Source organism: Streptomyces griseosporeus, from assembly GCF_014656055.1.
GTDB classification, from domain to species: Bacteria; Actinomycetota; Actinomycetes; order Streptomycetales; family Streptomycetaceae; genus Streptomyces; species Streptomyces griseosporeus.
Genome location: NZ_BNBR01000002.1, coordinates 701,866 through 726,525 on the forward strand (window position 1 = coordinate 701,866; position 24,660 = coordinate 726,525).

A 24,660-nucleotide genomic window follows, 5' to 3' on the forward strand; every position below is an offset into this window, starting at 1 on the left:
AGGAATCCCTGTGCACCACTCCGCGCCGGCCGTCCCGGGCCCCGGCAGACGAAGATCCCGCCGCAGGCGAGGAGCCCTGGCGGCGGCCCTGCTGGCCGCCCTCGTGTGCGCCCCGCTGCCGCTGCTCGACGGATCCGCGTTCGCCGACGACGCCGTACCGGCCGCCGACGCCCCCGCCGCGCCCCGGCCGGCCTCCGGCCCGGCCCGTACCGAGATCGTCTCCGAGCGCACCGAGTCCAGCACCACCTGGGCCAACGCCGACGGCACCACCACCGTCGAGGCGTACACCGGCCCGATCCGCGTCAAGCAGCCGGACGGCGGCTGGCGCCCCGTGGACACCACGCTGGTGGCCGACAAGGGCCTGATACGCCCGAAGGCGGCCGCCGCCGACATCGCCTTCTCCGGCGGCGGTTCGGGCGAGCCGCTCGCCGAGGTCACCCGCGGCGGACGCACCCTCGGCCTGGACTGGCCGGGCCGGCTGCCCGCCCCCCGCCTGGACGGCCCGACCGCCGTCTACCCCGGCGCCGTCCCCGGCGGTGACCTCGTGGTGACCGCCCTCAAGGAGGGCTTCTCCCACTCCGTCGTGCTGCGCGAGCGCCCCGACGGCCCGGTCACCTACCGGCTGCCCGTCTCGGCCGAGGGCCTGACCCTCCAGGAGACCGCCGACCGGCGCCTGCGCTGGAGCGACACCCGCGGCCGTACGGTGGCCACCGCGCCGCTGCCGGTGATGTGGGGCGCGGGCAAGAAGCGCGCCTCCGGTGAGCCCGAGGACCTCGCGGCCATCGACGTCGCCGTCGAGCGGGACGCGGGCAGCGGCGAGCAGGTCCTGGTCCTGAAGCCGGACCCGGCGTTCCTCGCCGACCCGGGCCTGACCTACCCGGTCACCATCGACCCGACCGACTCCCTGATGGGTCCGGTGACCGACACCTGGATCCAGTACAACGACTACCTGACCTCGCAGCGCGGCTCCACCGAGCTGAAGTCCGGTACGTACAACGGCTCCGAGAAGGCCCGCTCGTTCCTGAAGTTCGACGTGGCGAAGTACGCCGGCAAGCACGTCCTCGACACGGACCTGCGGCTGTACTCGTACTACTCGTCGACGTGCAGCACGACCAACTCCGGCAACCAGGTGCGCCGTATCACCTCCTCCTGGGACCCGTCGGCGATCACCTGGGACGCGCAGCCGACGACCACCTCGACCGGGGCCGTGACCTCCACCGCGGCCAAGGGCTACAGCTCAAGCTGCCCGGCCGGATCGGTCTCCTGGGACGTCGACGGCATCGTCCAGGCCTGGGCCGACGGCCAGCCCAACTACGGCGTGCGGATCGCGGCCGTCGACGAGACGGACCCGCTCACCTGGCGCCGCTACTACTCGGCGAACCAGACGGACGGCGCGCACAACGCCACCTACGAGCCCTCGCTGACGGTCACGTACAACACCAAGCCGGGTACGGCGACGGCCGTCTCCCCGCTGTCCGGCACCTACACGTCCGACACCACGCCGACGCTGTCCGCCAAGGCCACCGACGGCGACGGGCAGCAACTGACGCTGGCCTTCGAGGTCTGGGCGGCGAACGGCACGGCGGCGCTGCAGAGCGGCACGTCCGCCTCCGTGGCCTCCGGCGCGGTGGCCACGCACACGGCGGGCACGCTGGCGCCGGGTGACTACAAGTGGCGGGCGAGGGCGTCGGACGGCACCGACACCGGTGCCTGGTCGGCGTGGCAGACGTTCACCGTCGACACCACCGTGCCGTCCACCCCGGTCCTCACCTCCACCAGCCACCCCTCCGCGACGGCCTGGTACAACGCCACCACGTTCACGGGCACCCTCGCCGCGACGGACGCCTCCGGCGTCACCGGGTACGCCGTCGCGTTCGACCAGAGCCCGACCACCGCCGCCGGTACGACCGTCACGCAGACGTCGGCCGACATCAGCCGGTCCGGCCTCACCGACGGCACCTGGTGGGTGCACGCCGCCGCGCAGGACACGGCGGGCCTGTGGTCGCCGACCCGGCACCTCGGCGTCAACGTCGACACCACCGCTCCCGGCGCGCCGGGCGGCCTGGTCTCCTCGACCCACCCGGTGAGCACCAGCGCCTACGCCAACCGCACCGCCTCCTTCAGCTGGTCGGCGCCCGCCGACCTGTCCGGCGCGGCCGGGTACGCCGTCGCCGTGGACCGCACCGCCAGCACCCTGCCCGCCACCACGGGCACCGTGCAGACGGCGACGAGCCTCACCACCACCGTCGACGCGGACGGCACCTGGTACCTGCATGTGCGGGCCAAGGACCGCGCGGGCAACTGGTCGGCCACCGCGGCGCATCTGCCGTTCCGGGTCGACATGACGCTGCCGCCGAGCCCGGTGATCAGCTCCTCCACCCACCCGGACCAGACCGGCGCGTACAAGAGCGGCACCTTCACCGCCACCTGGACCGCGCCCTCCGGGTCCTCCGCCGGGTACAGCGTCGTCGTCGACGCCGCCGCCGACACCGTGCCCGACAGCACGGCCGAGACGACCGGCACCACGTACACCACGACCCGCACCGAGGGCACCTGGTACCTGCACGTGCGCGGCATCGACGGCAACGGCACGGGCGGCGCGACCGCGCACTACCGCTTCACCGTCGACACCACCGCGCCCGGCGCTCCCGCCGTCGCCTCCGCGGCCTACCCGGCGGACGCCTGGGCGGGCGGCGCGCAGGTGACCGGGACGTTCACGCTGACGCCGAACGGCACCGACACCCGCAGCTTCACCTACCGGATCGACGGCGGTGCCGCGCAGACCGTCACCACCACCGGCGGCCCGGTGGACCTGCCGGTCACCCCGGCGACCGAGGGCAGCCACCAGCTGGTCGTCACCGCGACCGACCGCGCGGGCAACGTCTCCGCGGCGGCCACGCGTGCCTTCCACGCCGGGCGGGCCGTCGTGACCGCGCCCGGCAACGGTGAGGTGCTGGTCGGCACGGTCGACCTCGCCGTCGCCGCGCCGGCCTCGCTGACGGACGTCACGTTCCTCCAGCGGGCCTCGGCCTCCGACGCCTGGGAGGTCGTCCCGGCCGCGCAGGTCACCCGGGCCGACGGCACCGCCGTCACCTGGCCGGTCCCGCTGGCCGGCGGCAGCGCGCCGAAGCTGCTGTGGGACACCTCGTCGCTGTCCGGCAGCGGGAACCGGCAGATCGGCGCCCGCTTCGGCGGCGCGTACGCCCCGCCCGCCGCCGAGCCCGTCTCGGTCGTCGTCGACCGGGTCGAGGTCATCGAGGGCGGAATGGGCGACGACGTACCGGAGTCCGCGCCCGCCCAGGCCTACGCCCTGGAGCAGGCCACCGAGCGCGCGGCCGACGCCCCCGACGCCTTCGCCCCGCCGTACGTCGACCCGGCCACGGGCGATCTGGTCGCGCCGGTCGTCGTGGCGTCCTCGGCCGACGAGGCGTCCGCCCCGATCCAGGTGACACAGGCCCCGGCGGACGAGGGCAGCGGTATGCCCGCCGCGGACACGGAGGACGGCACCAAGCCCGACACCGCGTCCACCGAGGCGGAGACGCCGGCGCCGCCCGCCGACGGATCGGCGGAGAGCACCGGTGAGGACACGTACGTCATGCCGGACGACGCCACGGAGACCGCTCCCGCGGCGGTCGGGCCGACCGTCACCGCGCAGGTCGCCCCGCGCACCGAGCTGGTGGAGCACAGCGTCACCGCACTGGAGTCGGTGCGCGACGAGGTCCTCCAGCTGCCGGAGAGCGAGCTGCCCGGCGTGAGCGGGCTGCGGCTCGCCTACGTCGACGCCGCGGAGAACCGGGTCGTCGTGGAGACCGAGACGGCGGCGCCCGGGCTGGTGACGGCCCTGGGCGAGCGGTACGGCACCGACACGGTCGCCGTGAGCGTCACGCCCGGCGCCGACGCGGTGGAGACCCAGGCGAACCGCCAGTACGACACCTCGCCCTACTACGGCGGCGCGCGCATCCACTCGGACCTGACGACCAGTTCGGCGGTCTGGTGCACGGCGGGCTTCGCCTGGCGGTACGACGGCAAGTGGTACATGGTGACCGCGGGCCACTGCACCAGCGGCAACGGAGCCATCACCAACCCCAGCGGGACCGACTACATCGGCCCCGTCGTCCGGGACAACTGGAAGAACGGGTACGGCTCGGTGAAGCTGGCCGGGCAGAGCTACTACTCGGGTGACCTGTCGCTCTATCGCGTCAACAGCGACAGCGCCGCGACGCCCCGCATCTACAAGGGCGGCAAGACGTCCAGCTCGTCCCGGTCGGTGTACGGCTACTGGACGCGCTGGGCGCAGAGCGGCGACCAGGTCTGCACGGGCGGCATGATGACCGGCGAGATGTGCGGCTGGAAGATCACCGCGACCCAGGCGACGATCCACTACTCGGGCGGCACCACCGCCAAGAACATGGTGGTCGCCAAGAAGACGTCCGGGTCCTGCACCATCAAGGGCGACTCCGGTGCCCCTGTGTACACGGTCAACGGCAGCGGAGAGGCCCGCGCCAAGGGCATCCTGTCGGGCGGCGGCGGTGGCGGCAGCGACAACAGAGGCGGGTTCTTCGACCCGTGCTGGCTGTACTTCACCGACATCGGGCTGGCCAACAGCGCCTTCCCCGGAACGGTAGCGTGGTACTGACATGCGCCGTTTGCTGCTCGTACCGCTGCTGGTGGCGGCCCTGACCGGCTGCTCGGCCTTCGGCCGGGACGAGGCGTGCACGCAGGCCGACGCCGAGTCCCGGGTCTCCGTCGTGTGGCGGCCCGCCGACTTCGGCGGGCAGGACGCGGTGCGGATCCGGCTGTGCGCGAACGGCACCTGCGAGGAAAGGACGTCGGGCAGTCCCGGCGATCCGGTCGCCTCGGTGTCGGTCCGGCTGCCCGACGACATCGGCGCGGCCACCGTGCCGGTGCGCCTGACGGTGACGTCGGTCGCGACCGGTGACAAGGTCGTCGAGGACAGCGCCCGGGCGAAGCTGACGGAGCAGCGCCCGAACGGCAGGTCGTGCCCGCCCGCCGCGTGGACGGCGACCTATCGGGCCCAGCCCGGCAAGGGCCTCACCTCACCGGAGGGTCTGAAGCTGCAGAGCTGAGACCCGGTGTCGCACAGCGAGCGCCCGTCTCCCCGGCTTCACCGGGGTGGCGGGCGCTTCGCGTGGTGTTCCTCCGCGCCGGGCTCAGCGGTCAGGGCGCTGTGCGGGGCGGCGGTGGACGCGTGCCTCCCACGGCTGCAGGGTGTGGGGGGAGGTCAGCGGGCCGGGGTCGGGCACGTTGGCGAGGAGGAGGCCGGTGTCCTGCCAGCCGTCGGGGAGGTCCACGGTGGCCGGATCGCCGGTGAAGTTGGCGAGGACGAGGAGTTCGGTGGTGGCGTCGGCGCGGGTGAAGGCGTAGACCCGCTCGTCGTCGGGGAGCAGCATCCGGAAGTCGCCGTCGGTGAGGACGGGTTCGGTGTGCCGCAGGTCGATCAGCCGCCGGTAGTGATGGAACACCGAGCCGGGGTCGGCGAGCTGGGCCTCGGCGTTGACGTGGGTGTGGTCGGGGTTGACCGGGATCCAGGGTGTGCCGGTGGTGAAGCCGGCGTGCTCGGTGGCGTCCCACTGCATGGGCGTACGGGCGTTGTCGCGGCCCCGGGCCCGCAGTCCGGCGAGGATCCGCTCCTCGTCGACGCCCAGGGCGCGCTGTTCGCGGTAGTGGTTGAGGGACTCGATGTCGCGGAAGTCGTCGATGGACGCGAACGGGGCGTTGGCCATGCCGAGTTCCTCGCCCTGGTAGACGTAGGGCGTGCCGCGGTGCAGGTGCAGCACGGTCGCCAGCATCGTCGCGGACCGCGCCCGCGCCACGGGGTCGCTGTCGTCGCCGAAGCGGGAGACGATCCGCGGCTGGTCGTGGTTGTTCCAGTAGAGGCTGTTCCAGCCCGCGTCGGCCAGGCCGGCCTGCCAGCGGCCGAGGCTGGCCTTGAGGTCGGTGAGCCTGAGCGGCCGGGCGTCGAACTTGCTGGGCCCGTGGTCCAGGGCGACGTGCTCGAACTGGAAGACCATGTCCAGCTCGCGCCGGGCCGGATCCGTGAAGAGGCGGGCCTCCTCGATGGTGACGCCGGGCATCTCCCCGACGGTGAGGAGGGTGCGCGGGTGCCGGGCGAACACCTCGCGGTGCAGTTCGGCGACGTACTCGTGGACCCGTGGCCCGCACACGAAGGAGGGGCTGCCGTCGCCGTGGCGGCCGGACTCGTGGACGATGCCGTCGGGCAGCGCCGGGTCCTTGGAGATGAGGTTGACGACGTCCATCCGGAAGCCGTCCACGCCGCGCTCCAGCCACCAGCGCATCATGGCGTGCACCGCGCGGCGCACCTCGGGGTTGTCCCAGTTCAGGTCGGGCTGTTTGCGGGAGAAGAGGTGCAGGTAGTACTCGCCGGACGCCTCGTCGAAGGTCCAGGCCGGGCCGGAGAAGAACGAGCCCCAGTTGTTGGGTTCGGCGCCGGGGGTGCCGGGTTCCATGCCCGGGCGGGGTTTGCGCCAGATGTACCAGTCGCGGCGCGGGCCGCCCGGGCCGCCGTCGCGGGAGTCGGTGAACCAGGGGTGTTCGTCGGAGGTGTGGTTGACGACCAGGTCCATCACCAGCCTCATGCCGCGCGCGTGGACCGCGGCCAGCAGCCGGTCGAAGTCGGCCAGTGTGCCGAAGAGCGGGTCGATGTCCTGGTAGTCGCTGATGTCGTAGCCGTTGTCGTCGTGCGGTGACGGGTAGACGGGCGACAGCCACAGCACGTCGACGCCGAGCCGGACGAGGTGGTCCAGCCGGTCGGTGATCCCGCGGAGGTCCCCGACGCCGTCGCCGTCGGAGTCCGCGAAGGAGCGCGGGTAGATCTGGTAGACAACCGCGTTCTTCCACCAGGGGGTCGGGGCGGGCGGGTTCAGGGGCACGGCGGGTCCTCGCGTCGGGGCCGGACGGTCGTCGGAGGGGAAGGCCTTCCCATGACGCGAGGGGGCCACACGTGCCGGTGGGGCCACACATGCCGGTGGGTATCCTCGCCGTCGTGGTCATGATCACCCCGCACGGCACGGCCGGCAGCTACTACATCCGGATCGACGCCCACCGCTACCGGCCCACCGCCCACGCGGGCGGTGCCTGGGGCCCGGACGAGCAGCACTTCAGCCCGCTCGGCGGGCTCGTGGCCCACGCCATGGAGCGGCACCTGGCGGCACGGCCCGACCGCGCCGGGCTGGTCCTCGCCCGGATCAGCTACGACATCCTCGGCCGCCTCGCCCTCGACGCGTGCGAGATCCGGGTGGAGACGGTCCGCCCCGGCCGCACCATCGAACTCCTGGAAGCCACCGTCCGCATCTCCGGCCGGTCCGTGGTCCGGGCCCGTGCCTGGCTGCTCGCCGCCCACGACACCGCCGCGGTCGCCGGTGGCCCCGCCGGGCGGCTCACCCCGCCGGAGCGGCTGGGGACGTGGCCGATGGGCGAGCTGTGGCCCGGCGGGTACATCGCCTCCCTCGACGTCCGGCCCGTCAGCCCGCCGCAGCCGGGTCGCGCCACCGTGTGGGTGTCCACGCCGCTAGCCCTGGTCGCCGGTGAGCCCAGCGGCCCGCTCGCGTCCTACCTCGCCCTGGTGGACACGGCCAACGGCATCGCCGTACGGCAGCCGCCCACCGAGTGGCTGTTCCCGAACGTCGATCTGACGGTCCATCTGCACCGGCAGCCCGTGGCCGGCTGGACCGGCCTGGACACCACCGTCGCCTTCGGCCCGACCGGCCAGGGCCTCACCAGCACCGTCCTGCACGACGTCGACGGGCCGGTGGGGCACGCCCAGCAGATCCTCACCGTCCGCCCGCGGTCCGGCCCGCCCGCCGACGCCCCACCCGCCGGTCCCGCAGCGGCCGGTCCGTCCCACGGGAGACACTGACCCATGCCCACACCCTCGTCATCGCCCTCGGCAGAGCCGGCGGACACGTCCCCGGTCCGGGTCGGCGCCCTCGCGCCACTGAGCAGACCCGGCTGGGTCGAGGCGGGCCGGCACCTGCTCGCCGGGCTCGAACTGGCCGCCGGGGAGGTCGACGCGGCCGGCGGCATCGGCGGACGCCCGCTGGAACTGCTGGTCAGGGACACCGCGGCGGACCCGCGCCGGGCGGTGGCGGCCGTGGACGAGCTGGCCGGGCTGGGCGTGGCGGCCGTGGTGGGCGAGTACCACAGCGTCGTCGCCCGTGCCGCGGCCGGCCGGGCCGACGCCCTCGGGCTGCCGTTCCTGTGCTCGTCCGCGGTCCTCGACGCGCTCACCGAGGAACCGTCGGACCGGGTCGCGCGGCTGCCCCCGCCGCAGTCCCGCGGCTGGCGGGTGTACGCCGAGGCCCTGCTCGCCGCGGGCCACCGGCGCGTCGCCGTGGCGGCCCAGCCGAGTGTGTACTGGGCGTCGGGCGTCCGCGTCCTGCGGGACCATCTCGCCCCGCACGGCGGCACGGTGGTCGAACTCGACGCCGACGCGCCGTCCCCCGCGGCCCTGTGCGACGAGGTCGCCCGGCACCGCGCGACCGTCCTGCTGCTGCTGGCCGGCTTCCCGGAGCCGGCCGTGCCGCTGGTCCGGGCCGTCCGCCGCGACCCGCGTCTCGCCGACGTCCTGATCGGTGCCCCCGCCGGGCAGCCGGAGTTCCCCTCCTGGGCGCGGTCGCTGGGCGGTGACGGTGCCGGGGTGCCGTTCCTGCGGTATCTGCCCGACCGGCTCGGCCCGCTCGGGGAACGCGTCGCGGCGGCGCTGCGCGAACGGCTCGCCGCTGCGCCCTCGTTCGTCGCGTTCGAGGGCTACGACACGATCGCCGTCCTCGCCGAGGTGCTGCGGACGCACGGCACGGACCGGGCCCGTGTCGCCGGCTCCTGGTCCCGCGTCGCGGTCGAGGGCACGCGCGGAACGGTCCGGTTCACGCGCACGCCCGGCACCGGGGTGTGGCAGTGGGCCGGTGCGCCCGTGCAGGTCGTGGACCGGGATCCGGCGGACCCGGAGCGCTTCCGGATCCTCCGCACCAGCGGCCGTACGGACTGAACTCGGCCGCGCGGCTAGGGTGGCCCGATGGCAACGATCAAGAAGTTCCAGGTCACCTTCGACTGCGCGGAACCCCGGCGCGTCGCCCGCTTCTGGTGCGAGGTGCTGGGGTACGTCATACCGCAGCCGCCCGAGGGGTTCGCCGACTGGGAGGAGTACGACCGCGCCCAGCCGCCCGAGGAGCGGGGTTCGTGGGCCGCGTGCCTCGACCCCGACGGGGTGGGCCCGCGGCTGTACTTCCAGCGCGTCCCCGAGGGCAAGACCGTGAAGAACCGCGTCCACCTGGACGTACGGGCCGGCACCGGGCTGGTGGGCGCGGAGCGCCTGGCCGTCCTGGAGGCCGAGTGCGCGCGGCTGGTCGCGCTCGGCGCGGTGCGGGTGCGGCTGCTGCCCGCCGACGAGGACAACGAGTCGTGCATCGTGATGCAGGACATCGAGGGCAACGAGTTCTGCCTCGACTGACGGGCCGCCAGCGCGCGGGCGGCCCGATCAGGCCGTCCGCCCGCTGTCGTGTTCCGGTCCTGCGGGGGTACGGGCCGCCAGAGCCTCCAGCAACAGCTCCACCGCCGCTTCGAAGGAGCTGTCCGCCATGCCCGGCAGCTCGGCGCGTACGGCGGTGAGGGCGGGGTACGCCGCCGGGTCGAGGGCCTGGTACACGTGCCGCCAGGCCCGCTGGTCGGCGTCGGGCTGCTGCCGGGTCAGCGCGTGGAGCGCCGCGTCCATGGCCGCGTGCCCGAGGACGGTGTCGACGAACGCGAGGTAGAGCCGGGCCGCGTCGGCCGGTGCGAAGCCCGCGGACAGCAGCAGGCCGATCCCAGTCTCCACGGCGCGGATCTCGTTGGCGCCGGGTCACCCGGTGCTCGGCCGGACGGGAACGGTGGACGAGGTGGCCCGGCTGGTGGTGTTCCTGCTGTCGGACGAGTCGTCGTTCGTCACCGGCGCCGACATCCCCGTGGACGGCGGGCTGACCGCGCACGGCGGCGTCAAGTCGGTCTCCGACGCGCTGCGCGAGGAGCCTTCGTGACACCGCCGGGGCGAGGCCGCGCGGTCCGCGGCCGCCGGGGTCAGACCACCGGATCGAGGAACGTGAGTACCGAGGCCTCCTCCTCGATCAGCGGCGCGAGGGCGGTGTTGAAGGGTCCGCCGTAGGGAGCCTTCAGATGGGCCTGGAAAGCGTCCTCGTCCCGGTACGCCTCGAAGATCCAGTAGGCGCGCGGGTTCGACGCCTTGGTGTAGACGTCGAAGGCGAGGTTGCCGTCTTCCTGGCGCACCTTGCGGGCGTAGTCGAGGATCAGGCGGGCGACCTCGTCCTCCGCGCCCTCGCGTGCGGTGAACTCGGCGAGCAGGGTCTTGTGCATGGTGTCCTTCGTGGTCCGTCGTGGGGTGAGAGTCAGTCGCGGTAGGAGCCGAGGTGCCAGACGCGGGCACGGTCCAGCCTCACCGAGCCGTTCTCGGCGAAGACCCGCACCCCTTGGCTGTCGGGGCCGGGGAAGATCTGGTCGGTGATCACCGCTTCGCCGCTGCCGCCGAAGACCTCGACGGACGACCGGTCGACGAGGACACGCAGGCTCACCTTGCCGTTCTCGGCCCGCAGCGGTGCCCGCTGGACGCCGGGGAAGGAACTGCTGAAGTCCACGGCACCGGAGCGGGTGCGGTCGACGTACAGCTCCTGCGTCGTGGTGTCGTAGCCGATGACGGTTTCCTCGCCGGCGGCGCCGGTGCGCACCTTCAGGCCGAAGCGTTCGGCGTCCTCCAGGGAGAAGGTGGCTTCGATGTCGAGTTCCCTGCCCTCGGCCGCGGGGCCGATCAGGGGCGCGGTGGTGCTCGTGACGGTGACGCCGGCCGCCGTCGCCGGGGACCCCTGCCGCAGGGACTCCAGGCTGTTCACCGGCTTGCTGGTGAGCCGGAGCCGGCCGTCGACGGTGCGCAGGGCCATCTCCCGGGGGATGCTCTGCGCGCCCCGCCAGGGGGAGGTGGGGACGGCGCCGCCGTAGTCCCAGTTGTTCATCCAGCCGATCATGTACCGCTTGCCGCCCGGGGCGTTCTCCCAGGACACCGCCGCGTAGTAGTCCTTGCCGTAGTCGGCCCAGTCGGCGCGCTGCAGGGCGGACTCGGCGGGCTTGTCGGCGGCGGTGAACCGGTCCGCCAGGATGTGGCCCCAGCCGGCGGTGTTCCGGTCGACGATCTGGACGCGTGCCTTCTTCCCGGCGTAGGGACGCAGGTCGAAGGAGGCCCAGTCCAGGGTCTCGCTGTCGGAGCCGGTGGCGCTGCGCACGACCTCGCCGTCGACCAGCAGGTTGACGGACGTCTCCCGGGAGACGGGCCGGGCCGCGGTGTCGGACAGCATGATGTGGTCGACGTTGATGTGGCCCCAGCCGCCGGTGTTGTCGTCGACGATCCTGATCCGCGCCGTCTTTCCGGCGAGGTCGCCGACGTCCCACGACGCCCAGTTGAGCGCTTCGGCGTCCTTTCCGGTGGCGCTGCGCACGACCTGCCCGTCGACGAGGAGTTCGACGGCGGTGGGGTGGTCGGAACCGGCGGGGTGGGAGCCGCCGCCGACGAGGAAGTTGAGGTGCTTCTTGTCGAGGGTGAACGCGGGTGAGGTGAGGGTGCCGGTGGTCGCGTCGCCGTTCAGGAAGGTGTTGACGAGGCCGTTGCCCAGGAAGCCGGAGACCTCCTGCTGGCCGGGGAGGGTGCCGCCGGCCGGTGCCGCTCCGAAGGCGTCCCCGGTCGTCGTCCAGTCGCCGTAGCCGCCGCCCTCGAAGTCGGCGAGGACCGTGCCCGCGGGCGGCGGGCCCTGCTCCGGGACGGTTCCGGGCTCGTGCGGATGGCGGCCGCCGCCGACCTTGAAGTTCAGGTAGGGACTGTCGACGGTGAATTCGGGTGAGGTGAGGGTGCCGGTGGCGCCGTCGCCGCCGTGGAAGCTGTTGGCGAGGCCCGTGCCGTCGAAGCCCTCGACGGTCCCCTGCCCGGGCAGTGCCCCGGCGGCCGGTCCGTCGCCGAACGCGGCGCCGGCCGGTGTCCACGTGCCGAAGCCGGTGTCCTCGAAGTCCTGCACCACCGTGCCGGCGGGCGGTGTGTAGGTGCCCCGGTCCTCGGCGGTGAACTTCGTGCCGTCGAAGTCGCCGACGAAGTACTGGGCGGCGGAACCGCCGGCGATCCCGCCGGGGTTGATGTTGACGACCAGGACCCACTTGACGTTGGTCTCGTCGCCGTCGACCGGGAGGGGGAACAGGTCGGGGCACTCCCACACGCCGCCCGTGGCACCGGCCGGCCCGAACTCGCTGAGCAGGTTCCAGTCCTTGAGGTTCTTCGACGAGTAGAAGCGCACCTTGTGCTCGGTGGACAGCGACACCGTCATCAGCCAGCTGTTGGTCGGCGCGTACCACTGCACCTTCGGGTCGCGGAATTCCCTGGAGCCGATGTCCAGGACCGGGTTGCCCCGGTACTTGGTCCAGGTGCGGCCGCGGTCCGTGCTGTAGGCGAGCGACTGGGCCTGCTTGCCGCCGTCCTTGTAGGCGCTGGTGTAGATCGCCACCATGGGCGGGTTCCGCTTGGTGCCGAACCCGGTGGTGTTGTTCCGGTCGACGACCGCGCTGCCGGAGAACACCATCTCCTCGTCGTCGTGCGGCAGAGCGAGCGGCAGCTGCTCCCAGTGCACGAGGTCCTTGCTCACCGCGTGCCCCCAGGACATGTCGCCCCAGGAGTTCCCGTTCGGGTTGTACTGGTAGAAGAGGTGGTATTCGCCCTGGTAGTACACGAGGCCGTTGGGGTCGTTCATCCAGTTCCGCTCCGGGGTGAAGTGGAACTGGGGGCGGTAGGCCTCCGAGTACGGCGGGGTGTCGGCGGCGACGGCCCCGGGGGCGAGCGGGACTGCGGACAGGGCGCAGACGGTCGCCACCGCCGCGATCAGCCGCGTACGGGCATGAGGGGATACACGTCCAGAGCGCATGGGGTCTCCTGTGCTGCGGCCGTCCGGCGCTGCGGGGCCTGCTGCCCGGCAGGGACCGGCCGAAGGGTGACGCCTCGTCGGCACCGTCGTCCCGGGCGCCTCACGAGGCGGTGTCATCGTTGACTTCTGTCATCGATGACACCGAGTGCCCGATGATGGTCACAGTGCGGCCGCCGCGTCAACGGTGCGAGCGCGATTGCCTGTTCCGTCCGGCTGCCGTCCATGCGCGCCCGGGCTCCGGCCGGGTCTCGCGCCCGCGTTCCGCCGCGCCCGGGCGGGCACAAGCGGGCACCGACCGGGCGGCTGCGGGGACCGTTACGGACTTGTGTCGGGCGCAGGGCATTGACGTTGCGGGGAGGGGGAGTCCATCATCCTCGGCAGCAGTGTCAACGATGACATAAGTCAACGATGACACCTCGGGTCGGCATGCTCCTATGCCGCCGCACCACCGCGATCCCCGCTGGAGTCCCTCATGTCTCGCACCCCTCGTCTGCCCTCCGCCCTGCTCAGAGCCGCCGCGTGCACCGGCCTCGCGGCCCTCACCCTGACGGCCTGCGGATCCGGCGCCGGAACGGGCACCGCCGGCTCCGGTTCGGGCAGCGTCAAGGTCGGTCTGATCACCAAGACCGACACCAACCCGTTCTTCGTGAAGATGAAGGAGGGCGCGGAGAAGGCCGCCAAGGAGGACGGCGTCCAGCTCATGACCGCCGCGGGCAAGTTCGACGGGGACAACGCCGGTCAGGTCACGGCCATCGAGAACATGGTCGCCGCCGGCGTGAAGGGCATCCTGATCACCCCCAGCGACTCCAAGGCGATCGTGCCGGCGATCGAGAAGGCCAAGGCGAAGGGTGTCCTGGTCATCGCCCTGGACACGCCGACCGAGCCGCAGAGCGCGGTCGACGCCCTCTTCGCCACCGACAACCTCAGGGCCGGCGAGCTGATCGGCGAGTACGCCAAGGCCGCCATGAAGGGCAAGGCCGCGAAGATAGCCACCCTCGACCTCGCCCCCGGCGTCTCCGTCGGCGTCCAGCGGCACAACGGCTTCCTCAAGGGCTTCGGCGTCAAGGACGGCGACGCCTCCGTCGTCTGCTCCCAGGACACCGGAGGCGACCAGGCCAAGGGCCAGACCGCCATGGAGAACTGCCTCCAGAAGGAACCCGGCATCAACGTCGTCTACACCATCAACGAACCGGCGGCCCTGGGCGCGTACACCGCGCTGAAGGCCAAGGGCCGGGAGAAGGACGTCCTGATCGTCTCCGTCGACGGCGGCTGCACCGGCACCCGGGCCGTCAAGGACGGCAGGATCGCGGCGACTTCGCAGCAGTACCCGCTGAAGATGGCCGCCGAGGGCGTCAAGGCCGTCGTGACGTACGCCAAGGGCGGCAAGAAGGCGTCCGGCTACACCGACACCGGCGTCACCCTCGTCACCGACAGGGCACAGCCCGGGCTCACCTCCAAGGACACGAACTACGGCCTGGACAACTGCTGGGGCTGAGCCGCCCCGAGGACCGTACGTCCGTCACCTCCTCCCCCGGGCGGGCGGCCGCCCCGCCTCCCGGCCCGGGACGGCCGCCCCCTCGCCTGCTTGTCCTCCCCGCGCTCCGGGTGGGCCGGACACGGCCCAGGCCGGACGAGCACTTCTGTCTCCCGACAAGGACTTCGCATGACCGCCACGTCCACGCCCCCGAGCACGTCCCCGGCGTACGCCGAGCTGAAAGCGCCGAGCACGGCCCACCGACTGCTCACGGCACCGACCACCGGGCCCCTGGTCGCCCTCCTCCTGGCCTGCGTCTTCTTCGCCTCCTCGACCGACCAGTTCCTCACGGGCGGGAACTTCTCGCTGATCGTGCAGCAGGTCATGGTCGTCGGCACTCTCGCCATCGGCCAGACCCTGATCATCCTGACCGCCGGCATCGATCTGTCCTGCGGTGCCGTGATGGCCTTCGGCAGCATCGTGATCGCCAAGACGGCCGCCGAGGGCTCCCTGCCGCCGCTCGCCGCCATCGCCCTGGGACTGGTCGTCTGCGGCGGCTTCGGGCTGCTCAACGGGGCGCTGGTGCAGAAGATCCCGCTGCCGCCGTTCATCGTCACCCTCGGCATGCTCAACGTGGCGTTCGCGCTGACCCACATCTACTCCGAGGAACAGACCGTCACCGACCTGCCGGGCCCGCTGACGGCCCTCGGCCGGACCTTCCCGCTCGGCCACACCGACATCACCTACGGCTCCCTGGTCACCATCGCCCTGTTCCTCCTCCTCGCCTACGCCCTGAGCAGCACCGGCTGGGGCCGGCACGTCTACGCGCTGGGCAACAGCCCCGAGGCGGCACGGCTGAACGGCATCCGCACCTCCCGCCTGACCATCGGCGTCTACACCGTGGCCGGCCTGCTGTACGGCATCGCGGCCCTGCTGCTCATCTCCCGCACCGGCGTCGGTGACCCGCAGGCCGGGCAGACCGACAACCTCGACAGCATCACCGCCGTGGTGCTCGGCGGCACCAGCCTCTTCGGCGGACGCGGCTCGGTGCTGGGCACGTTCATCGGCGTGCTCATCGTCGGTGTCTTCCGCAACGGCCTGCAGCTGATGGGCGTCGCCTCCATCTACCAGACGCTGATCACCGGCGTCCTGGTGATCCTCGCCGTGACCGTCGACCAGATCTCCCGGAAGAAGGCCCGATGACCGCCACCTCCTCTCCCGTCCCCGTCCTGCAGGCCCGAGGTCTGGTCAAGCGCTACGGCCATGTCACCGCCATCGACGGCGCCGACTTCGACCTGCTGCCCGGCGAGGTCCTCGCCGTCATCGGCGACAACGGCGCCGGCAAGACCAGCCTGATCAAGGCGCTGACCGGTGCGCTGACCCCCGACGCGGGCGAGATCCGGCTCAACGGCGAACCCGTCACCTTCTCCGGACCGCAGAGCGCCCGCGCCCACGGCATCGAGACGGTCTATCAGGACCTGGCCGTCGCCGCCTCCATGGACATCGCCTCCAACATGTTCCTCGGCCGCGAACTGCGCCGCCCCGGCGTCCTCGGCAGCGCCTTCCGCATGCTCGACAAGAAGCGCATGCGCCAGGAGGCCGCCGAGCACATGGCCGACCTGAAGATCGGCCTGCGCTCGCTGACCCAGCCGGTCGAGACCCTCTCCGGTGGCCAGCGGCAGGCCGTCGCGGTCGCCCGCGCCGTCGCCTGGGCCCGCTCCGTCGTGGTCATGGACGAGCCCACCGCCGCACTCGGGGTCAAGGAGTCCGGACAGGTCCTCGACCTCATCCGCCGCGTCCGGGACAAGGGCATGCCGGTCGTCCTGATCAGCCACAACATGCCGCACGTCTTCGAGATCGCCGACCGCATCCACGTCCACCGGCTCGGCAGGCGCGCCGCCGTGATCAGGCCGTCCGACCACTCCATGGCGGAGGTCGTCGCGATCATGACGGGCGCGCTCACCGTGGACGCGGCCGGGGATACAGTCGTAGCGGATTCCGCGGCGGCGAAGGCCGCCGGAGTCCAGGCCACCTGACCAGACCACTCGACACTCGACGGAATCCGGCCGAGGCCGCGGCCGGAACCGGCGAGCACAGGAGACCGTTCCTCCATGGCAGCGAACCGCCGCCCCACCCTGGCCGACGTCGCCCGAGAAGTGGGCGTCAGCGCCAAGACCGTCTCCCGCGTCCTCAACGAGGACGGCCCCGCCTCGGCGAAGACCCGGGAGCAGGTGCTCGCCGCCGTGGCCAAGCTCGGCTTCCAGCCGAACCTCATGGCGCGCAACATCCGCGTCGGCGGACCCGACACCACCGTCGGGCTGGTCATCCCCGACCTCGGCAACCCCTTCTTCGGCGCCGTGGCCCGCAGCATCGAGGACACCGTCCGCGACCGCGGGCTGACCCTGCTCATGGGCTCCTCCGCGGACGACCCCGACCGTGAACGCGCCCTCACCGACAAGTTCCTGGCCCGCCGCGTCAGCGTCCTGATGATCGTGCCGTCCGTCGGCGCCGACCACTCCCACCTGAAGACCCAACGCACCGCGGGCCTGCCCGTCGTCTTCCTCGACCGTCCGGGCGTGGGCCTGTCCACGGACAGCGTCGTCAGCTCCAACCGGGCCGGCGCCCAGGACGGCGTCGCCCATCTCATCGCCCACGGCCACCGCCGTATCGGCTTCGTCGGCGACCTCCCCACCCGGCTCTACACGCGCCGCGAGCGCCTGGCCGGGTACCGCGCGGCCCTGGAGGAAGCCGGCATCCCCTACGACCGCTCCCTGGTCATCGACGCCCACGACCAGCACGGGGCCTCCGCCGCGACCTCCCGGCTCCTCGGCCTCGCGGATCCCCCCACCGCCCTGTTCGCCGGCAACAACATCGTCGCGCTGGGCATCATCACCGAACTCGCCCGCTCCCAGCGCAAGGACGTCGCCGTCATCGCCTTCGACGACGTGGAGCTCGCCGAGGCGCTCGAACCGGGCCTGACCGTCGTCGCCCAGAACCCCGAGGAGATCGGCCGGACGGCGGCGACCACCGCCCTGGCCCGCCTCGACGGCGACCGCTCCCGCGCCCGCACCGTCACCGTCCCCACCCGCCTGATCGTCCGCGGGTCCGGGGAACAGCCCGCTCCGGTGCGGTAGAGCGGACGCCGCCCGGTCGACGGAAGGACGGCCGTCGCGGGCGGCGGGTCAGCGCACGCCCGCCGCGTCGAGCAGACCGGCCACCGTGGGCGCGACGAGCCCGGCCAGGTCGTCGGCCCGGATTCCCGCACGGGCGCTGGCGCCGTCGAAGACCAGCATCAACTGCCGCGCCAGCAGCTCCGGATCGCTCGCCCCAGCCCGTTCGGCCTCGGCGCGGAAGAAGGCCGTCAGGTCCTCCTTGACCCGGCGGGCCACCCGGCTCGCGGGGTGGCCCGGGTCCTTGAGCTCGATCTGCACCGCGAGGTAACGGCAGCCCTGGAAGCCGGGCGCACCCGCCTGCGCCTCCATCCGCTCGAACACGTGCAGGATCCGCTCGCGGGGCGGACGGCCGTCGTCCGCCGGGGGAAGGAGCGTCGCCCCGTAGGCGGCGGCGCGTTCCTCCAGGCTGGCCGCCAGGAGTTCGTCCTTGCTCTCGAACAGCTGGTACATGGAGCGCTTCGACACCCCCGCCGCCTTGCACAGCGCCTCGACGCCGATGCCGACACCGTCCCGGTAGGTGAGCGTGGCGGCCGCCTCCAGCAGCCGCTCCCGCGAGCTCGACTTCGCCTCGGTGGTCATAGGGCGAGGGTAACCCGGTTCCGCCCCACCGGAAACCGACCGGTTTCCAGGGATGCCGACGCACAGCACGGCCGGGCTTGCACCCGGAAACCGATCGGTTTACCGTTGCGGAAACCGATCGGTTTCTCACCTGGGAGACAGTCATGACCGCACTGAAGGGCGCCCACGTCCTCGTCACCGGCGGCAGCCGGGGCATCGGCAAGGCGCTGGTGGAAGAGCTGTACGCGCGCGGCGCCGGCAAGGTCTACGCCACGGCCCGCGACCCGCGCAGCGTGACGCACCCCGACGCGGTCCCGGTGGCCCTTGAGGTCACGGACCCGGCCTCCGTGGCGGCGGCCGCCGCGCGGGCGGACGACGTCACCGTGCTGATCAACAACGCCGGTGCCGCGGTCGGCGCGTCCTTCCTGGACGCCCCGGTCGACGACGTCCGCCGGGAGTTCGAGACCAACTTCTACGGGCCGCTCCTGGTCACCCGGGCCTTCGTGCCGGTCATCGAGCGCAACGGCGGCGGGCACATCCTCAACGTGCACTCGGTGCTGTCCTGGCTGGCCCTGGGCGGCTCCTACAGCGCCTCCAAGGCCGCCCTGTGGTCGCAGACCAACTCCCTGCGCCTGGAGCTGCGGCCGCGCGGCATCGCCGTCACCGGCCTGCACGTCGGCTACGTCGACACCGACCTGGCGGCGGACGTCGACTCGCCCAAGTCCGACCCGCGGGTCGTGGCCGCACTCGCCCTCGACGGTATCGAGGCAGGCGCGTACGAAGTGCTCGCCGACGACATCTCGCGGCAGGTCAAGGCGGGCCTGGCCGGGGACCTGCCGGGACTGTACGCCGAGCTGGCGCAGTGACTTCCGCGCACACTGGAAGCAGGGCCGGCTCGCCGTACGACGCCGCCTCGGACCGGATGCGACGCGCGTGGGCGGCGTCGACGGCGTGACCTTCGCTCGCGCAGGGCTGATACTGCCGTCGGGAGGAGCCCGCCCCGAACCGCCCTGCCGATCTTCTCAGGAGGCACCCCGTGAAGATGCTGATCAACGTACCGGAGACCGTCGTCGCCGACGCCCTGAGGGGGCTGGCCGCCGCGCACCCCGAGCTGACCGTCGACGTCGAGAACCGGGTGATCGTCCGCCGGGACGCGCCCGTGGCCGGAAAGGTGGCCCTGGTGTCGGGCGGGGGCTCGGGACACGAGCCGCTGCACGGCGGGTTCGTGGGGCCGGGGATGCTGTCGGCGGCCTGTCCGGGAGAGGTCTTCACCTCCCCCGTGCCCGACCAGATGGCGCGGGCCGCCGCGGCCGTGGACAGCGGGGCGGGCGTGCTGTTCGTGGTGAAGAACTACACCGGTGACGTGCTCAACTTCGACATGGCCGCGGAGCTGGCCGAGGACGAGGGCATCCAGGTCGCCAAGGTGCTGGTCGACGACGACGTGGCGGTCACCGACAGCCTCTACACGGCCGGGCGGCGCGGCACGGGCGCCACGCTGTTCGTGGAGAAGATCGCGGGCGCCGCGGCGGACGAGGGGCAGCCGCTGGAGCGGGTGGCGGCCGTCGCCCGGCAGGTCAACGAGAACTCCCGCAGCTTCGGCGTGGCCCTCACCGCCTGCACGACACCCGCCAAGGGCAGCCCCACCTTCGATCTGCCGCCCGGTGAACTGGAGTTGGGCATCGGCATCCACGGCGAGCCGGGGCGTGAGCGGCGGCCGATGATGACGTCCGGGGAGATCGCCGACTTCGCGGTGCACGCGATCCTGGAGGACATGAGCCCGCGCAACCCCGTCCTGGTCCTGGTCAACGGCATGGGCGCGACCCCGCTGCTGGAGCTGTACGGCTTCAACGCCGAGGTGCAGCGGGTGCTCGCCGAGCGCGGCGTCGCCGTCGCCCGCACCCTCGTCGGCAACTACGTCACCTCGCTCGACATGGCGGGTGCCTCGGTCACCCTGTGCCAGGTCGACGAGGAGCTGCTGCGGCTGTGGGACGCGCCGGTGAAGACGGCCGGGCTGCGCTGGGGGATGTGAGGAGCCAGGACAGGCCCGCAGGACAGCAGACATCCCCGACACACCAGGAGATCCAGTGCTCGACGCCGAATTCTTCCGCCGCTGGATGGCGGTGACCGCCGCGTCCGTGGAGCGCGAGGCGGAACGGCTCACCGCCCTCGACTCGCCGATCGGCGACGCCGACCACGGCAGCAACCTCCAGCGCGGCTTCACCGCCGTGGCCGGCGCGCTGGAGAAGGAGGCACCCGGCACGCCGGGCGCGGTCCTGCTGCTCGCGGCGAAGCAGCTCATCTCGACCGTCGGCGGCGCGTCCGGGCCGCTGTACGGGACGCTGCTGCGCCGCACCGGCAAGACGCTCGGCGACGCCGCCGAGGTCTCCCCGGAGGAGCTCGCGACGGCGCTGCGCGCGGGCGTGGACGCCGTGATGGCGCTCGGCGGGGCGGCACCCGGCGACAAGACCATGATCGACGCGCTGGTCCCCGCGGTGGACGCGCTCGGCGACGGGTTCGCCGCGGCGCGGGCCGCCGCCGAGCAGGGGGCGCAGGCGACCACGCCGTTGCAGGCCCGCAAGGGCCGGGCCAGCTACCTCGGCGAGCGCAGCATCGGGCACCAGGACCCGGGCGCCACCTCCTCCGCCCTGCTCGTCGCCGCCCTCGCGGAGGCCGCCGGTGAGTGACGAGAAGCTGGTCGGGATCGTGCTGGTGTCGCACAGCGCGCGGGTGGCCGAGTCGGTGGCCGAGCTGGCGCAGGGCCTCGCGGGCGGGGGCACGGCGGTGCCCGTCGCCCCGGCCGGCGGCACCGAGGGCGGCGGGCTGGGCACCAGCGCGGAGCTGATCGCCGCCGCCGCGGCCTCCGTCGACCGGGGTGCCGGGGTCGCCGTCCTCACCGACCTCGGCAGTGCCGTGCTGACGGTGAAGGCGCTGCTCGCCGAAGGCGACGAACTTCCGGCGGGCACGCGCCTGCTGGACGCCCCGTTCGTCGAGGGCGCCGTCGCCGCGGTGGTCACGGCCTCCACCGGTGCCGACCTCGCCGCGGTGGAGGCGGCGGCCACGGAGGCGTACGGCTACCGCAAGGTCTGACGGGAAGGAGACGCGGGGCGCCGGGCCTCAGCCGCCCCGGACGAACAGCTCGGCCAGCCGCTCCCCCACCGCCACGGCGGCCGCGTGGTCCTCGATCGGCTTCACCTGGGAGTCCTTGAAGACGATGTAGGTGACGCCGGAGGGCGTGCCGCCGCCGCGCGGGTCGGCGCGGATGCCGAGGGCCCGGGCGGTGGCGTAGGAGGCCTCGCCGATGATGTCGCGCGGGCCGGTGTCGCCGACGACGGCGTACTGCACCCGGTCGCGGTGGACGACGGCGGCGACCGAGCCGCCGCGCACGCCGTGGGCGCGGTGGTCCCACAGCGGGCTCGCGGCGGGGACGACGATGTACGGCAGCGTCTCGGCGCTCAAGTAGCGGCCGTCGGACTGCTGGTAGGCGGTGGTCCCGGAGTAGAGCGGATCGGTGCGGGCGTTGCAGGCGGGGCCGGGTCGGCCGTCGCAGTCGATGTCCATGTCGGCGGTCCAGTAGACGGCGTCCCGGGTGCCGCACACCGGCACGGTCGGCGGGGCGCCCTCGTCGGTGCGGTACCGGCCCCGGGAGACCTGGGGGCACGCGCGGACCCGGGCCAGCAGGTCGGCGGCGCTGACGTCGCCCTCCCGCCGTACGGCCACCGCCCCCTGCGGGCCGGGGGCGGGGCCCGGCGGTGCGGTGGCGGGGGGCGTGGTCGGGGCCAGCAGGACGAGGCCGGCCGCGGCCAGGGTCAGCGACTGGACTCGCACGGTGGGAACCCTCTCGTGGGGACGGTGACGGACACTCAGCCCAATCTGGGGTGGGTCCGAAAGTCCGGCCACTTCGAGGGGGCCGTCCGGTGCACGGGTTCTGACGGGCCGACAGGGGCCGGGGGCCGAGCCTGCCTCGACTCCGGCCCCCGGGCCGCCCGCGCAGGCGCGGGGACAGCGACGACAGCGGTCCGCGCCCTGGGCCGAACTTCCCAGCCCTCTTGGAGAGTTCGGCCGCGAGGAGATTCAGCATACGTAACCTCGCGGCGTGGTCACCATGCCGGTCCCCCGCGGCACCCGTCGCCCTGGGCCGCGCCCGGCCCCCACCCTCTTGATGTGCTCCCGTCAGCGGGCGCATATTGGTCCGCACCAATGCACGCCCGTCTCGGACCGGGAGGCCGTCTCGTGCGACGCGTTCTGCTGGGGTGCGGATGCCTGCTGCTGGCCGCCGGCTGCGGCTGGGCGGGGAGCGACGACACGGACGGCGGCCGTCAGCCCGGCGCACCGACCGGGGTCACCGCCGCGGCGGGCAGCGCGACGAGCGTGCACGTCATGTGGAACGCGGTGACCGCCGCCGACGGCCTGCGCGGCTACGAGATCTACCGGGGCGGCACCAAGGTGAAGGAGGTCCCCGCCGCCGAGCACATGGCCGATGTCACCCGGCTCGCACCCGCCACGGCGTACGTCTTCACCGTGCGCGCCCGGGACGACGAGGGACGGCTCGGGCCGCCCAGCCGCGAGGTGCGGGCCACCACCCCGCCGGCGGTGGCCGCGGACCGCTCGGCCCCCACCCGGCCCGGCGCCCTCACCGGCCGGGCGGCGGGGAGCCGCGCGGCGCAGCTGTCCTGGACGGCCGCGACCGACGACCGGCAGGTGGTGTCGTACGACGTCTACCAGGGCGGCACGAAGATCCACAGCGTCGGCGGCGGGCAGACCGCGACCGTGCTCACCGGGCTGCGGCCCGGCACCGCCTACGCCTTCACCGTCCGGGCCCGGGACGCGGCCGACAACCTCTCCCCCGCGGCCGGGCCGCTGCGGCTCACCACACCCGGCACCGACGACGGCCGGGCCACCGCCCCCACGGCCTTCCGCGCCGCCACCCACCGGGCCGACGGCGCCTGGTACCTGGACCTGTCCTGGGTGCCGCCGCGCACCGACGGAGAGGTCACCGAGTACCAGCTCCGGCTCGACGGCCGTACGGCCACCTCCCTGGTGTGGGGCGGCACCGCGCCCCGGGGCCGGGCGTCGTACAGCTTCTACGTCGGCCGGGAGGCGGGCCTTCGCCACCGCGTGCGGCTGCGGGCGAAGCTGCCGGACGGCACCTGGGGCGGCTGGACACCGGAGCGCACGGTGACGACGGGTCCGTGAGCCGCCTCTGGGCCGTCCGGTGGAACCCGTCACCTGGGCGGATGCGCTCCGCGTGCGCGGCGGGCGGCGGCCGCGTTGGCTGCGTCTGAGGCAGCACGGGCGTTCCCGACCCCAGGCGGCGCAAGGGATGTACCGCCAACCGTGCCGCCGGAGGACACCCCATGCGCAACTCCGCTCTTCTTCGCCGCACCGGCCTGACCGTGGCAGCCGCCGCCGCGTTCCCGCTGGCCCTGACCGCCGCGGGACCGGCCGCCGCCCGGGTCTCGGGCATCTCCGTCAGCACCACCGGCTCCACGGTGTCGGTGGTCACCAGCGCCTGCACCCAGATCAACGGCAGCTGGGGCACCGCCTCGCTGCTCAACAGCAGCCAGGCCAACTTCGCCCAGGGCCGCCAGGTCGCGCTGTCCGGGACGAGCGTGAGCCAGTCCGCCGCCTGGTCCGGCGTCGGTCCCGGCACGTACACGGTGATCGTCGTCTGCTCCAACCAGCAGACCGCGGGCACCCAGTCCGTGATCGTCTCCGCGCCCGCCACGCCGACCGTCACGGCGAGACCCTCGCCGTCGCGCGGTGTGATGGGCGGCCTGGGCGGCGCCGCCCGGGACTACGGCCCGGTCACCATGGGCGTCGGCGCGGCCCTGGTCGGCACCGGGGTCATCGCGGGGGCGTGGTTCCTGCGCCGCCGTTCGAAGCCGCACCGTCTGTGACCCCGGCGTCCCCGGCGTCCCCGGTGTCCGCGGCCCGGCCGTCGGGCAGCGCCGCGAACTCCTCCAGGGCGTGCGCGAGCCACCGCGTCCAGAAGGTCTCCAGGTCGATGCCCGCCCGCAGGATCAGATGGTGCAGCCGGTCCTGCGGGCTGTCCCTGCCGGGCGGGAAGTCCCGCCGCTCGATCTCCCGGTACTCCGTCAGCTGCCGCTCGTGCAGCTCAAGATGGCGTCGCAGGTCGGCCTCGATGCCGGCCGTGCCGACGACCGCCGCGGCGCGCAGCCGCAGCAGCAGGGTGTCGCGCATCGGCTTGGGGTCCTGCGTCGCGGACGTCCAGCGCTCCAGTTCGGCGCGGCCCGCGGGCAGGACCTCGTAGCTCTTCTTCTGCCCGCGGGCCGGCTGCTCGGCCGGCAGCGCCCGGATCAGCCCGTCGGCCTCCAGTTTTCCCAGCTCGCGATAGATCTGCTGGTGCGTCGCGGACCAGAAGTAGCCGATCGACTTGTCGAACCGGCGGGTCAGCTCCAGTCCCGAGGACGGCTTTTCCAGCAGGGCGGTGAGGATCGCGTGCGGGAGTGACATGGCG

General features: G+C 73.3%; 22 protein-coding genes and 1 pseudogene. 16 read left to right on the forward strand and 7 right to left on the reverse strand.

Annotated features, from left to right (window positions below; all coding sequences use genetic code 11):
- Positions 1-10 precede the first annotated feature (10 nt).
- Positions 11-4,636, forward strand: coding sequence for a DNRLRE domain-containing protein (locus IE308_RS36885; RefSeq protein WP_229908839.1), 4,626 nt, complete (start codon positions 11-13; stop codon positions 4,634-4,636).
- 1 nt (position 4,637) lies between these two features.
- Positions 4,638-5,087: a hypothetical protein gene (locus tag IE308_RS12170; protein WP_190217890.1), complete on the forward strand. Its 450-nt coding sequence runs from the start codon at positions 4,638-4,640 to the stop codon at positions 5,085-5,087.
- Positions 5,088-5,171: 84 nt separating this feature from the next.
- Here the strand turns inward: IE308_RS12170 and IE308_RS12175 are convergent, their stop codons facing one another.
- Entirely contained in the window at positions 5,172-6,911 is a 1,740-nt protein-coding gene (locus IE308_RS12175) for an alpha,alpha-phosphotrehalase (RefSeq protein ID WP_190217891.1), read from the reverse strand.
- A gap of 89 nt (positions 6,912-7,000) precedes the next feature.
- Here IE308_RS12175 and IE308_RS12180 point away from each other — a divergent pair, with 89 nt between their 5' ends.
- The 3 genes from IE308_RS12180 to IE308_RS12190 are packed head-to-tail and all read left to right on the forward strand — an operon-like array spanning position 7,001 to position 9,487.
- A complete protein-coding gene (locus tag IE308_RS12180) occupies positions 7,001-7,897 on the forward strand; it encodes a thioesterase family protein (RefSeq protein ID WP_229908840.1) in 897 nt (298 codons plus the stop codon).
- A gap of 3 nt (positions 7,898-7,900) precedes the next feature.
- On the forward strand, positions 7,901-9,025 hold the full coding sequence (locus IE308_RS12185; RefSeq protein WP_190217892.1) for an ABC transporter substrate-binding protein: 1,125 nt from the start codon (positions 7,901-7,903) through the stop codon (positions 9,023-9,025).
- A 27-nt stretch (positions 9,026-9,052) separates the two neighbouring features.
- Positions 9,053-9,487, forward strand: coding sequence for a VOC family protein (locus IE308_RS12190; RefSeq protein ID WP_110626377.1), 435 nt, complete (start codon positions 9,053-9,055; stop codon positions 9,485-9,487).
- Positions 9,488-9,514: 27 nt separating this feature from the next.
- Here the strand turns inward: IE308_RS12190 and IE308_RS12195 are convergent, their stop codons facing one another.
- Positions 9,515-9,850, reverse strand: coding sequence for a TetR/AcrR family transcriptional regulator C-terminal domain-containing protein (locus IE308_RS12195; protein ID WP_190218330.1), 336 nt, complete (start codon positions 9,848-9,850; stop codon positions 9,515-9,517).
- A gap of 22 nt (positions 9,851-9,872) precedes the next feature.
- On the opposite strand from IE308_RS12195, the pseudogene IE308_RS12200 reads away from it, so the two are divergent.
- Positions 9,873-10,049 (forward strand): annotated as a pseudogene (locus IE308_RS12200) (SDR family oxidoreductase); the annotation flags it as partial.
- A 40-nt stretch (positions 10,050-10,089) separates the two neighbouring features.
- Here the strand turns inward: IE308_RS12200 and IE308_RS12205 are convergent.
- Entirely contained in the window at positions 10,090-10,383 is a 294-nt protein-coding gene (locus IE308_RS12205) for a putative quinol monooxygenase (protein WP_190217893.1), read from the reverse strand.
- A 32-nt stretch (positions 10,384-10,415) separates the two neighbouring features.
- Positions 10,416-12,977 carry a glycoside hydrolase family 32 protein gene (locus IE308_RS12210; protein ID WP_190217894.1) on the reverse strand — a complete coding sequence of 854 codons (2,562 nt, stop codon included), beginning with the start codon at positions 12,975-12,977 and terminating at the stop codon, positions 10,416-10,418.
- A gap of 472 nt (positions 12,978-13,449) precedes the next feature.
- On the opposite strand from IE308_RS12210, the gene IE308_RS12215 reads away from it, so the two are divergent.
- From IE308_RS12215 to IE308_RS12230, 4 genes are all read left to right on the forward strand, one after another.
- Positions 13,450-14,472: a sugar ABC transporter substrate-binding protein gene (locus tag IE308_RS12215; RefSeq protein WP_110626389.1), complete on the forward strand. Its 1,023-nt coding sequence runs from the start codon at positions 13,450-13,452 to the stop codon at positions 14,470-14,472.
- Positions 14,473-14,640: 168 nt separating this feature from the next.
- Positions 14,641-15,654 carry an ABC transporter permease gene (locus tag IE308_RS12220; RefSeq protein WP_110626390.1) on the forward strand — a complete coding sequence of 338 codons (1,014 nt, stop codon included), beginning with the start codon at positions 14,641-14,643 and terminating at the stop codon, positions 15,652-15,654.
- The gene (locus IE308_RS12225) at positions 15,651-16,487 is read left to right on the forward strand and encodes an ATP-binding cassette domain-containing protein (protein WP_110626391.1); all 837 of its coding nucleotides are present in this window, start codon (positions 15,651-15,653) and stop codon (positions 16,485-16,487) included. Before IE308_RS12220 ends, IE308_RS12225 begins: the two co-directional genes overlap by 4 nt.
- 75 nt (positions 16,488-16,562) lie before the next feature.
- Positions 16,563-17,585: a LacI family DNA-binding transcriptional regulator gene (locus tag IE308_RS12230; RefSeq protein ID WP_190217895.1), complete on the forward strand. Its 1,023-nt coding sequence runs from the start codon at positions 16,563-16,565 to the stop codon at positions 17,583-17,585.
- A gap of 48 nt (positions 17,586-17,633) precedes the next feature.
- Here IE308_RS12230 and IE308_RS12235 read toward each other — a convergent pair whose 3' ends face one another.
- Positions 17,634-18,203 carry a TetR/AcrR family transcriptional regulator gene (locus IE308_RS12235; protein ID WP_190217896.1) on the reverse strand — a complete coding sequence of 190 codons (570 nt, stop codon included), beginning with the start codon at positions 18,201-18,203 and terminating at the stop codon, positions 17,634-17,636.
- Between the two features lie 143 nt (positions 18,204-18,346).
- On the opposite strand from IE308_RS12235, the gene IE308_RS12240 reads away from it, so the two are divergent.
- From IE308_RS12240 to IE308_RS12255, 4 genes are all read left to right on the forward strand, one after another.
- Positions 18,347-19,048, forward strand: a complete 702-nt coding sequence (locus tag IE308_RS12240; protein WP_190217897.1) for an SDR family oxidoreductase — start codon at positions 18,347-18,349, stop codon at positions 19,046-19,048.
- 170 nt (positions 19,049-19,218) lie between these two features.
- On the forward strand, positions 19,219-20,211 hold the full coding sequence (gene dhaK, locus IE308_RS12245; RefSeq protein ID WP_190217898.1) for a dihydroxyacetone kinase subunit DhaK: 993 nt from the start codon (positions 19,219-19,221) through the stop codon (positions 20,209-20,211).
- A 55-nt stretch (positions 20,212-20,266) separates the two neighbouring features.
- Complete coding sequence (dhaL, locus tag IE308_RS12250) at positions 20,267-20,866, forward strand: dihydroxyacetone kinase subunit DhaL (RefSeq protein WP_110626396.1); 600 nt, start codon at positions 20,267-20,269, stop codon at positions 20,864-20,866.
- On the forward strand, positions 20,859-21,269 hold the full coding sequence (locus tag IE308_RS12255) for a PTS-dependent dihydroxyacetone kinase phosphotransferase subunit DhaM (protein ID WP_190217899.1): 411 nt from the start codon (positions 20,859-20,861) through the stop codon (positions 21,267-21,269). The genes dhaL and IE308_RS12255 overlap by 8 nt, the downstream gene beginning before the upstream one ends.
- A gap of 27 nt (positions 21,270-21,296) precedes the next feature.
- On the opposite strand, the gene IE308_RS12260 is transcribed toward IE308_RS12255, so the two are convergent.
- Positions 21,297-22,007: a glycoside hydrolase family 75 protein gene (locus IE308_RS12260; RefSeq protein ID WP_190217900.1), complete on the reverse strand. Its 711-nt coding sequence runs from the start codon at positions 22,005-22,007 to the stop codon at positions 21,297-21,299.
- Between the two features lie 372 nt (positions 22,008-22,379).
- Here IE308_RS12260 and IE308_RS12265 point away from each other — a divergent pair, with 372 nt between their 5' ends.
- Together IE308_RS12265 and IE308_RS12270 are read left to right on the forward strand one after the other, a co-directional pair.
- Entirely contained in the window at positions 22,380-23,375 is a 996-nt protein-coding gene (locus tag IE308_RS12265; protein WP_190217901.1) for a fibronectin type III domain-containing protein, read from the forward strand.
- 161 nt (positions 23,376-23,536) lie between these two features.
- Positions 23,537-24,079, forward strand: a complete 543-nt coding sequence (locus IE308_RS12270; RefSeq protein ID WP_110626400.1) for a hypothetical protein — start codon at positions 23,537-23,539, stop codon at positions 24,077-24,079.
- Here IE308_RS12270 and IE308_RS12275 read toward each other — a convergent pair.
- Positions 24,027-24,656 (reverse strand): PadR family transcriptional regulator, encoded by a 630-nt coding sequence (locus tag IE308_RS12275; RefSeq protein WP_190217902.1) that lies wholly within the window; start codon positions 24,654-24,656, stop codon positions 24,027-24,029. The genes IE308_RS12270 and IE308_RS12275 overlap by 53 nt on opposite strands.
- Positions 24,657-24,660 lie beyond the last annotated feature (4 nt).

What these genes read in the sequence shown, in the direction of transcription:
- IE308_RS12170 (WP_190217890.1), top strand. Translation starts at nt 4,638, where the DNA reads ATGCGCCGTTTGCTGCTCGTACCGCTGCTGGTGGCGGCCCTGACCGGC.
- IE308_RS12180 (WP_229908840.1), top strand. Translation starts at nt 7,001, where the DNA reads ATGCCGGTGGGTATCCTCGCCGTCGTGGTCATGATCACCCCGCACGGC.
- IE308_RS12185 (WP_190217892.1), top strand. Translation starts at nt 7,901, where the DNA reads ATGCCCACACCCTCGTCATCGCCCTCGGCAGAGCCGGCGGACACGTCC.
- IE308_RS12190 (WP_110626377.1), top strand. Translation starts at nt 9,053, where the DNA reads ATGGCAACGATCAAGAAGTTCCAGGTCACCTTCGACTGCGCGGAACCC.
- IE308_RS12205 (WP_190217893.1), bottom strand. Translation starts at nt 10,383, where the DNA reads ATGCACAAGACCCTGCTCGCCGAGTTCACCGCACGCGAGGGCGCGGAG.
- IE308_RS12210 (WP_190217894.1), bottom strand. Translation starts at nt 12,977, where the DNA reads ATGCGCTCTGGACGTGTATCCCCTCATGCCCGTACGCGGCTGATCGCG.
- IE308_RS12215 (WP_110626389.1), top strand. Translation starts at nt 13,450, where the DNA reads ATGTCTCGCACCCCTCGTCTGCCCTCCGCCCTGCTCAGAGCCGCCGCG.
- IE308_RS12220 (WP_110626390.1), top strand. Translation starts at nt 14,641, where the DNA reads ATGACCGCCACGTCCACGCCCCCGAGCACGTCCCCGGCGTACGCCGAG.
- IE308_RS12225 (WP_110626391.1), top strand. Translation starts at nt 15,651, where the DNA reads ATGACCGCCACCTCCTCTCCCGTCCCCGTCCTGCAGGCCCGAGGTCTG.
- IE308_RS12230 (WP_190217895.1), top strand. Translation starts at nt 16,563, where the DNA reads ATGGCAGCGAACCGCCGCCCCACCCTGGCCGACGTCGCCCGAGAAGTG.
- IE308_RS12235 (WP_190217896.1), bottom strand. Translation starts at nt 18,203, where the DNA reads ATGACCACCGAGGCGAAGTCGAGCTCGCGGGAGCGGCTGCTGGAGGCG.
- IE308_RS12240 (WP_190217897.1), top strand. Translation starts at nt 18,347, where the DNA reads ATGACCGCACTGAAGGGCGCCCACGTCCTCGTCACCGGCGGCAGCCGG.
- IE308_RS12265 (WP_190217901.1), top strand. Translation starts at nt 22,380, where the DNA reads ATGCACGCCCGTCTCGGACCGGGAGGCCGTCTCGTGCGACGCGTTCTG.
- IE308_RS12270 (WP_110626400.1), top strand. Translation starts at nt 23,537, where the DNA reads ATGCGCAACTCCGCTCTTCTTCGCCGCACCGGCCTGACCGTGGCAGCC.
- IE308_RS12275 (WP_190217902.1), bottom strand. Translation starts at nt 24,656, where the DNA reads ATGTCACTCCCGCACGCGATCCTCACCGCCCTGCTGGAAAAGCCGTCC.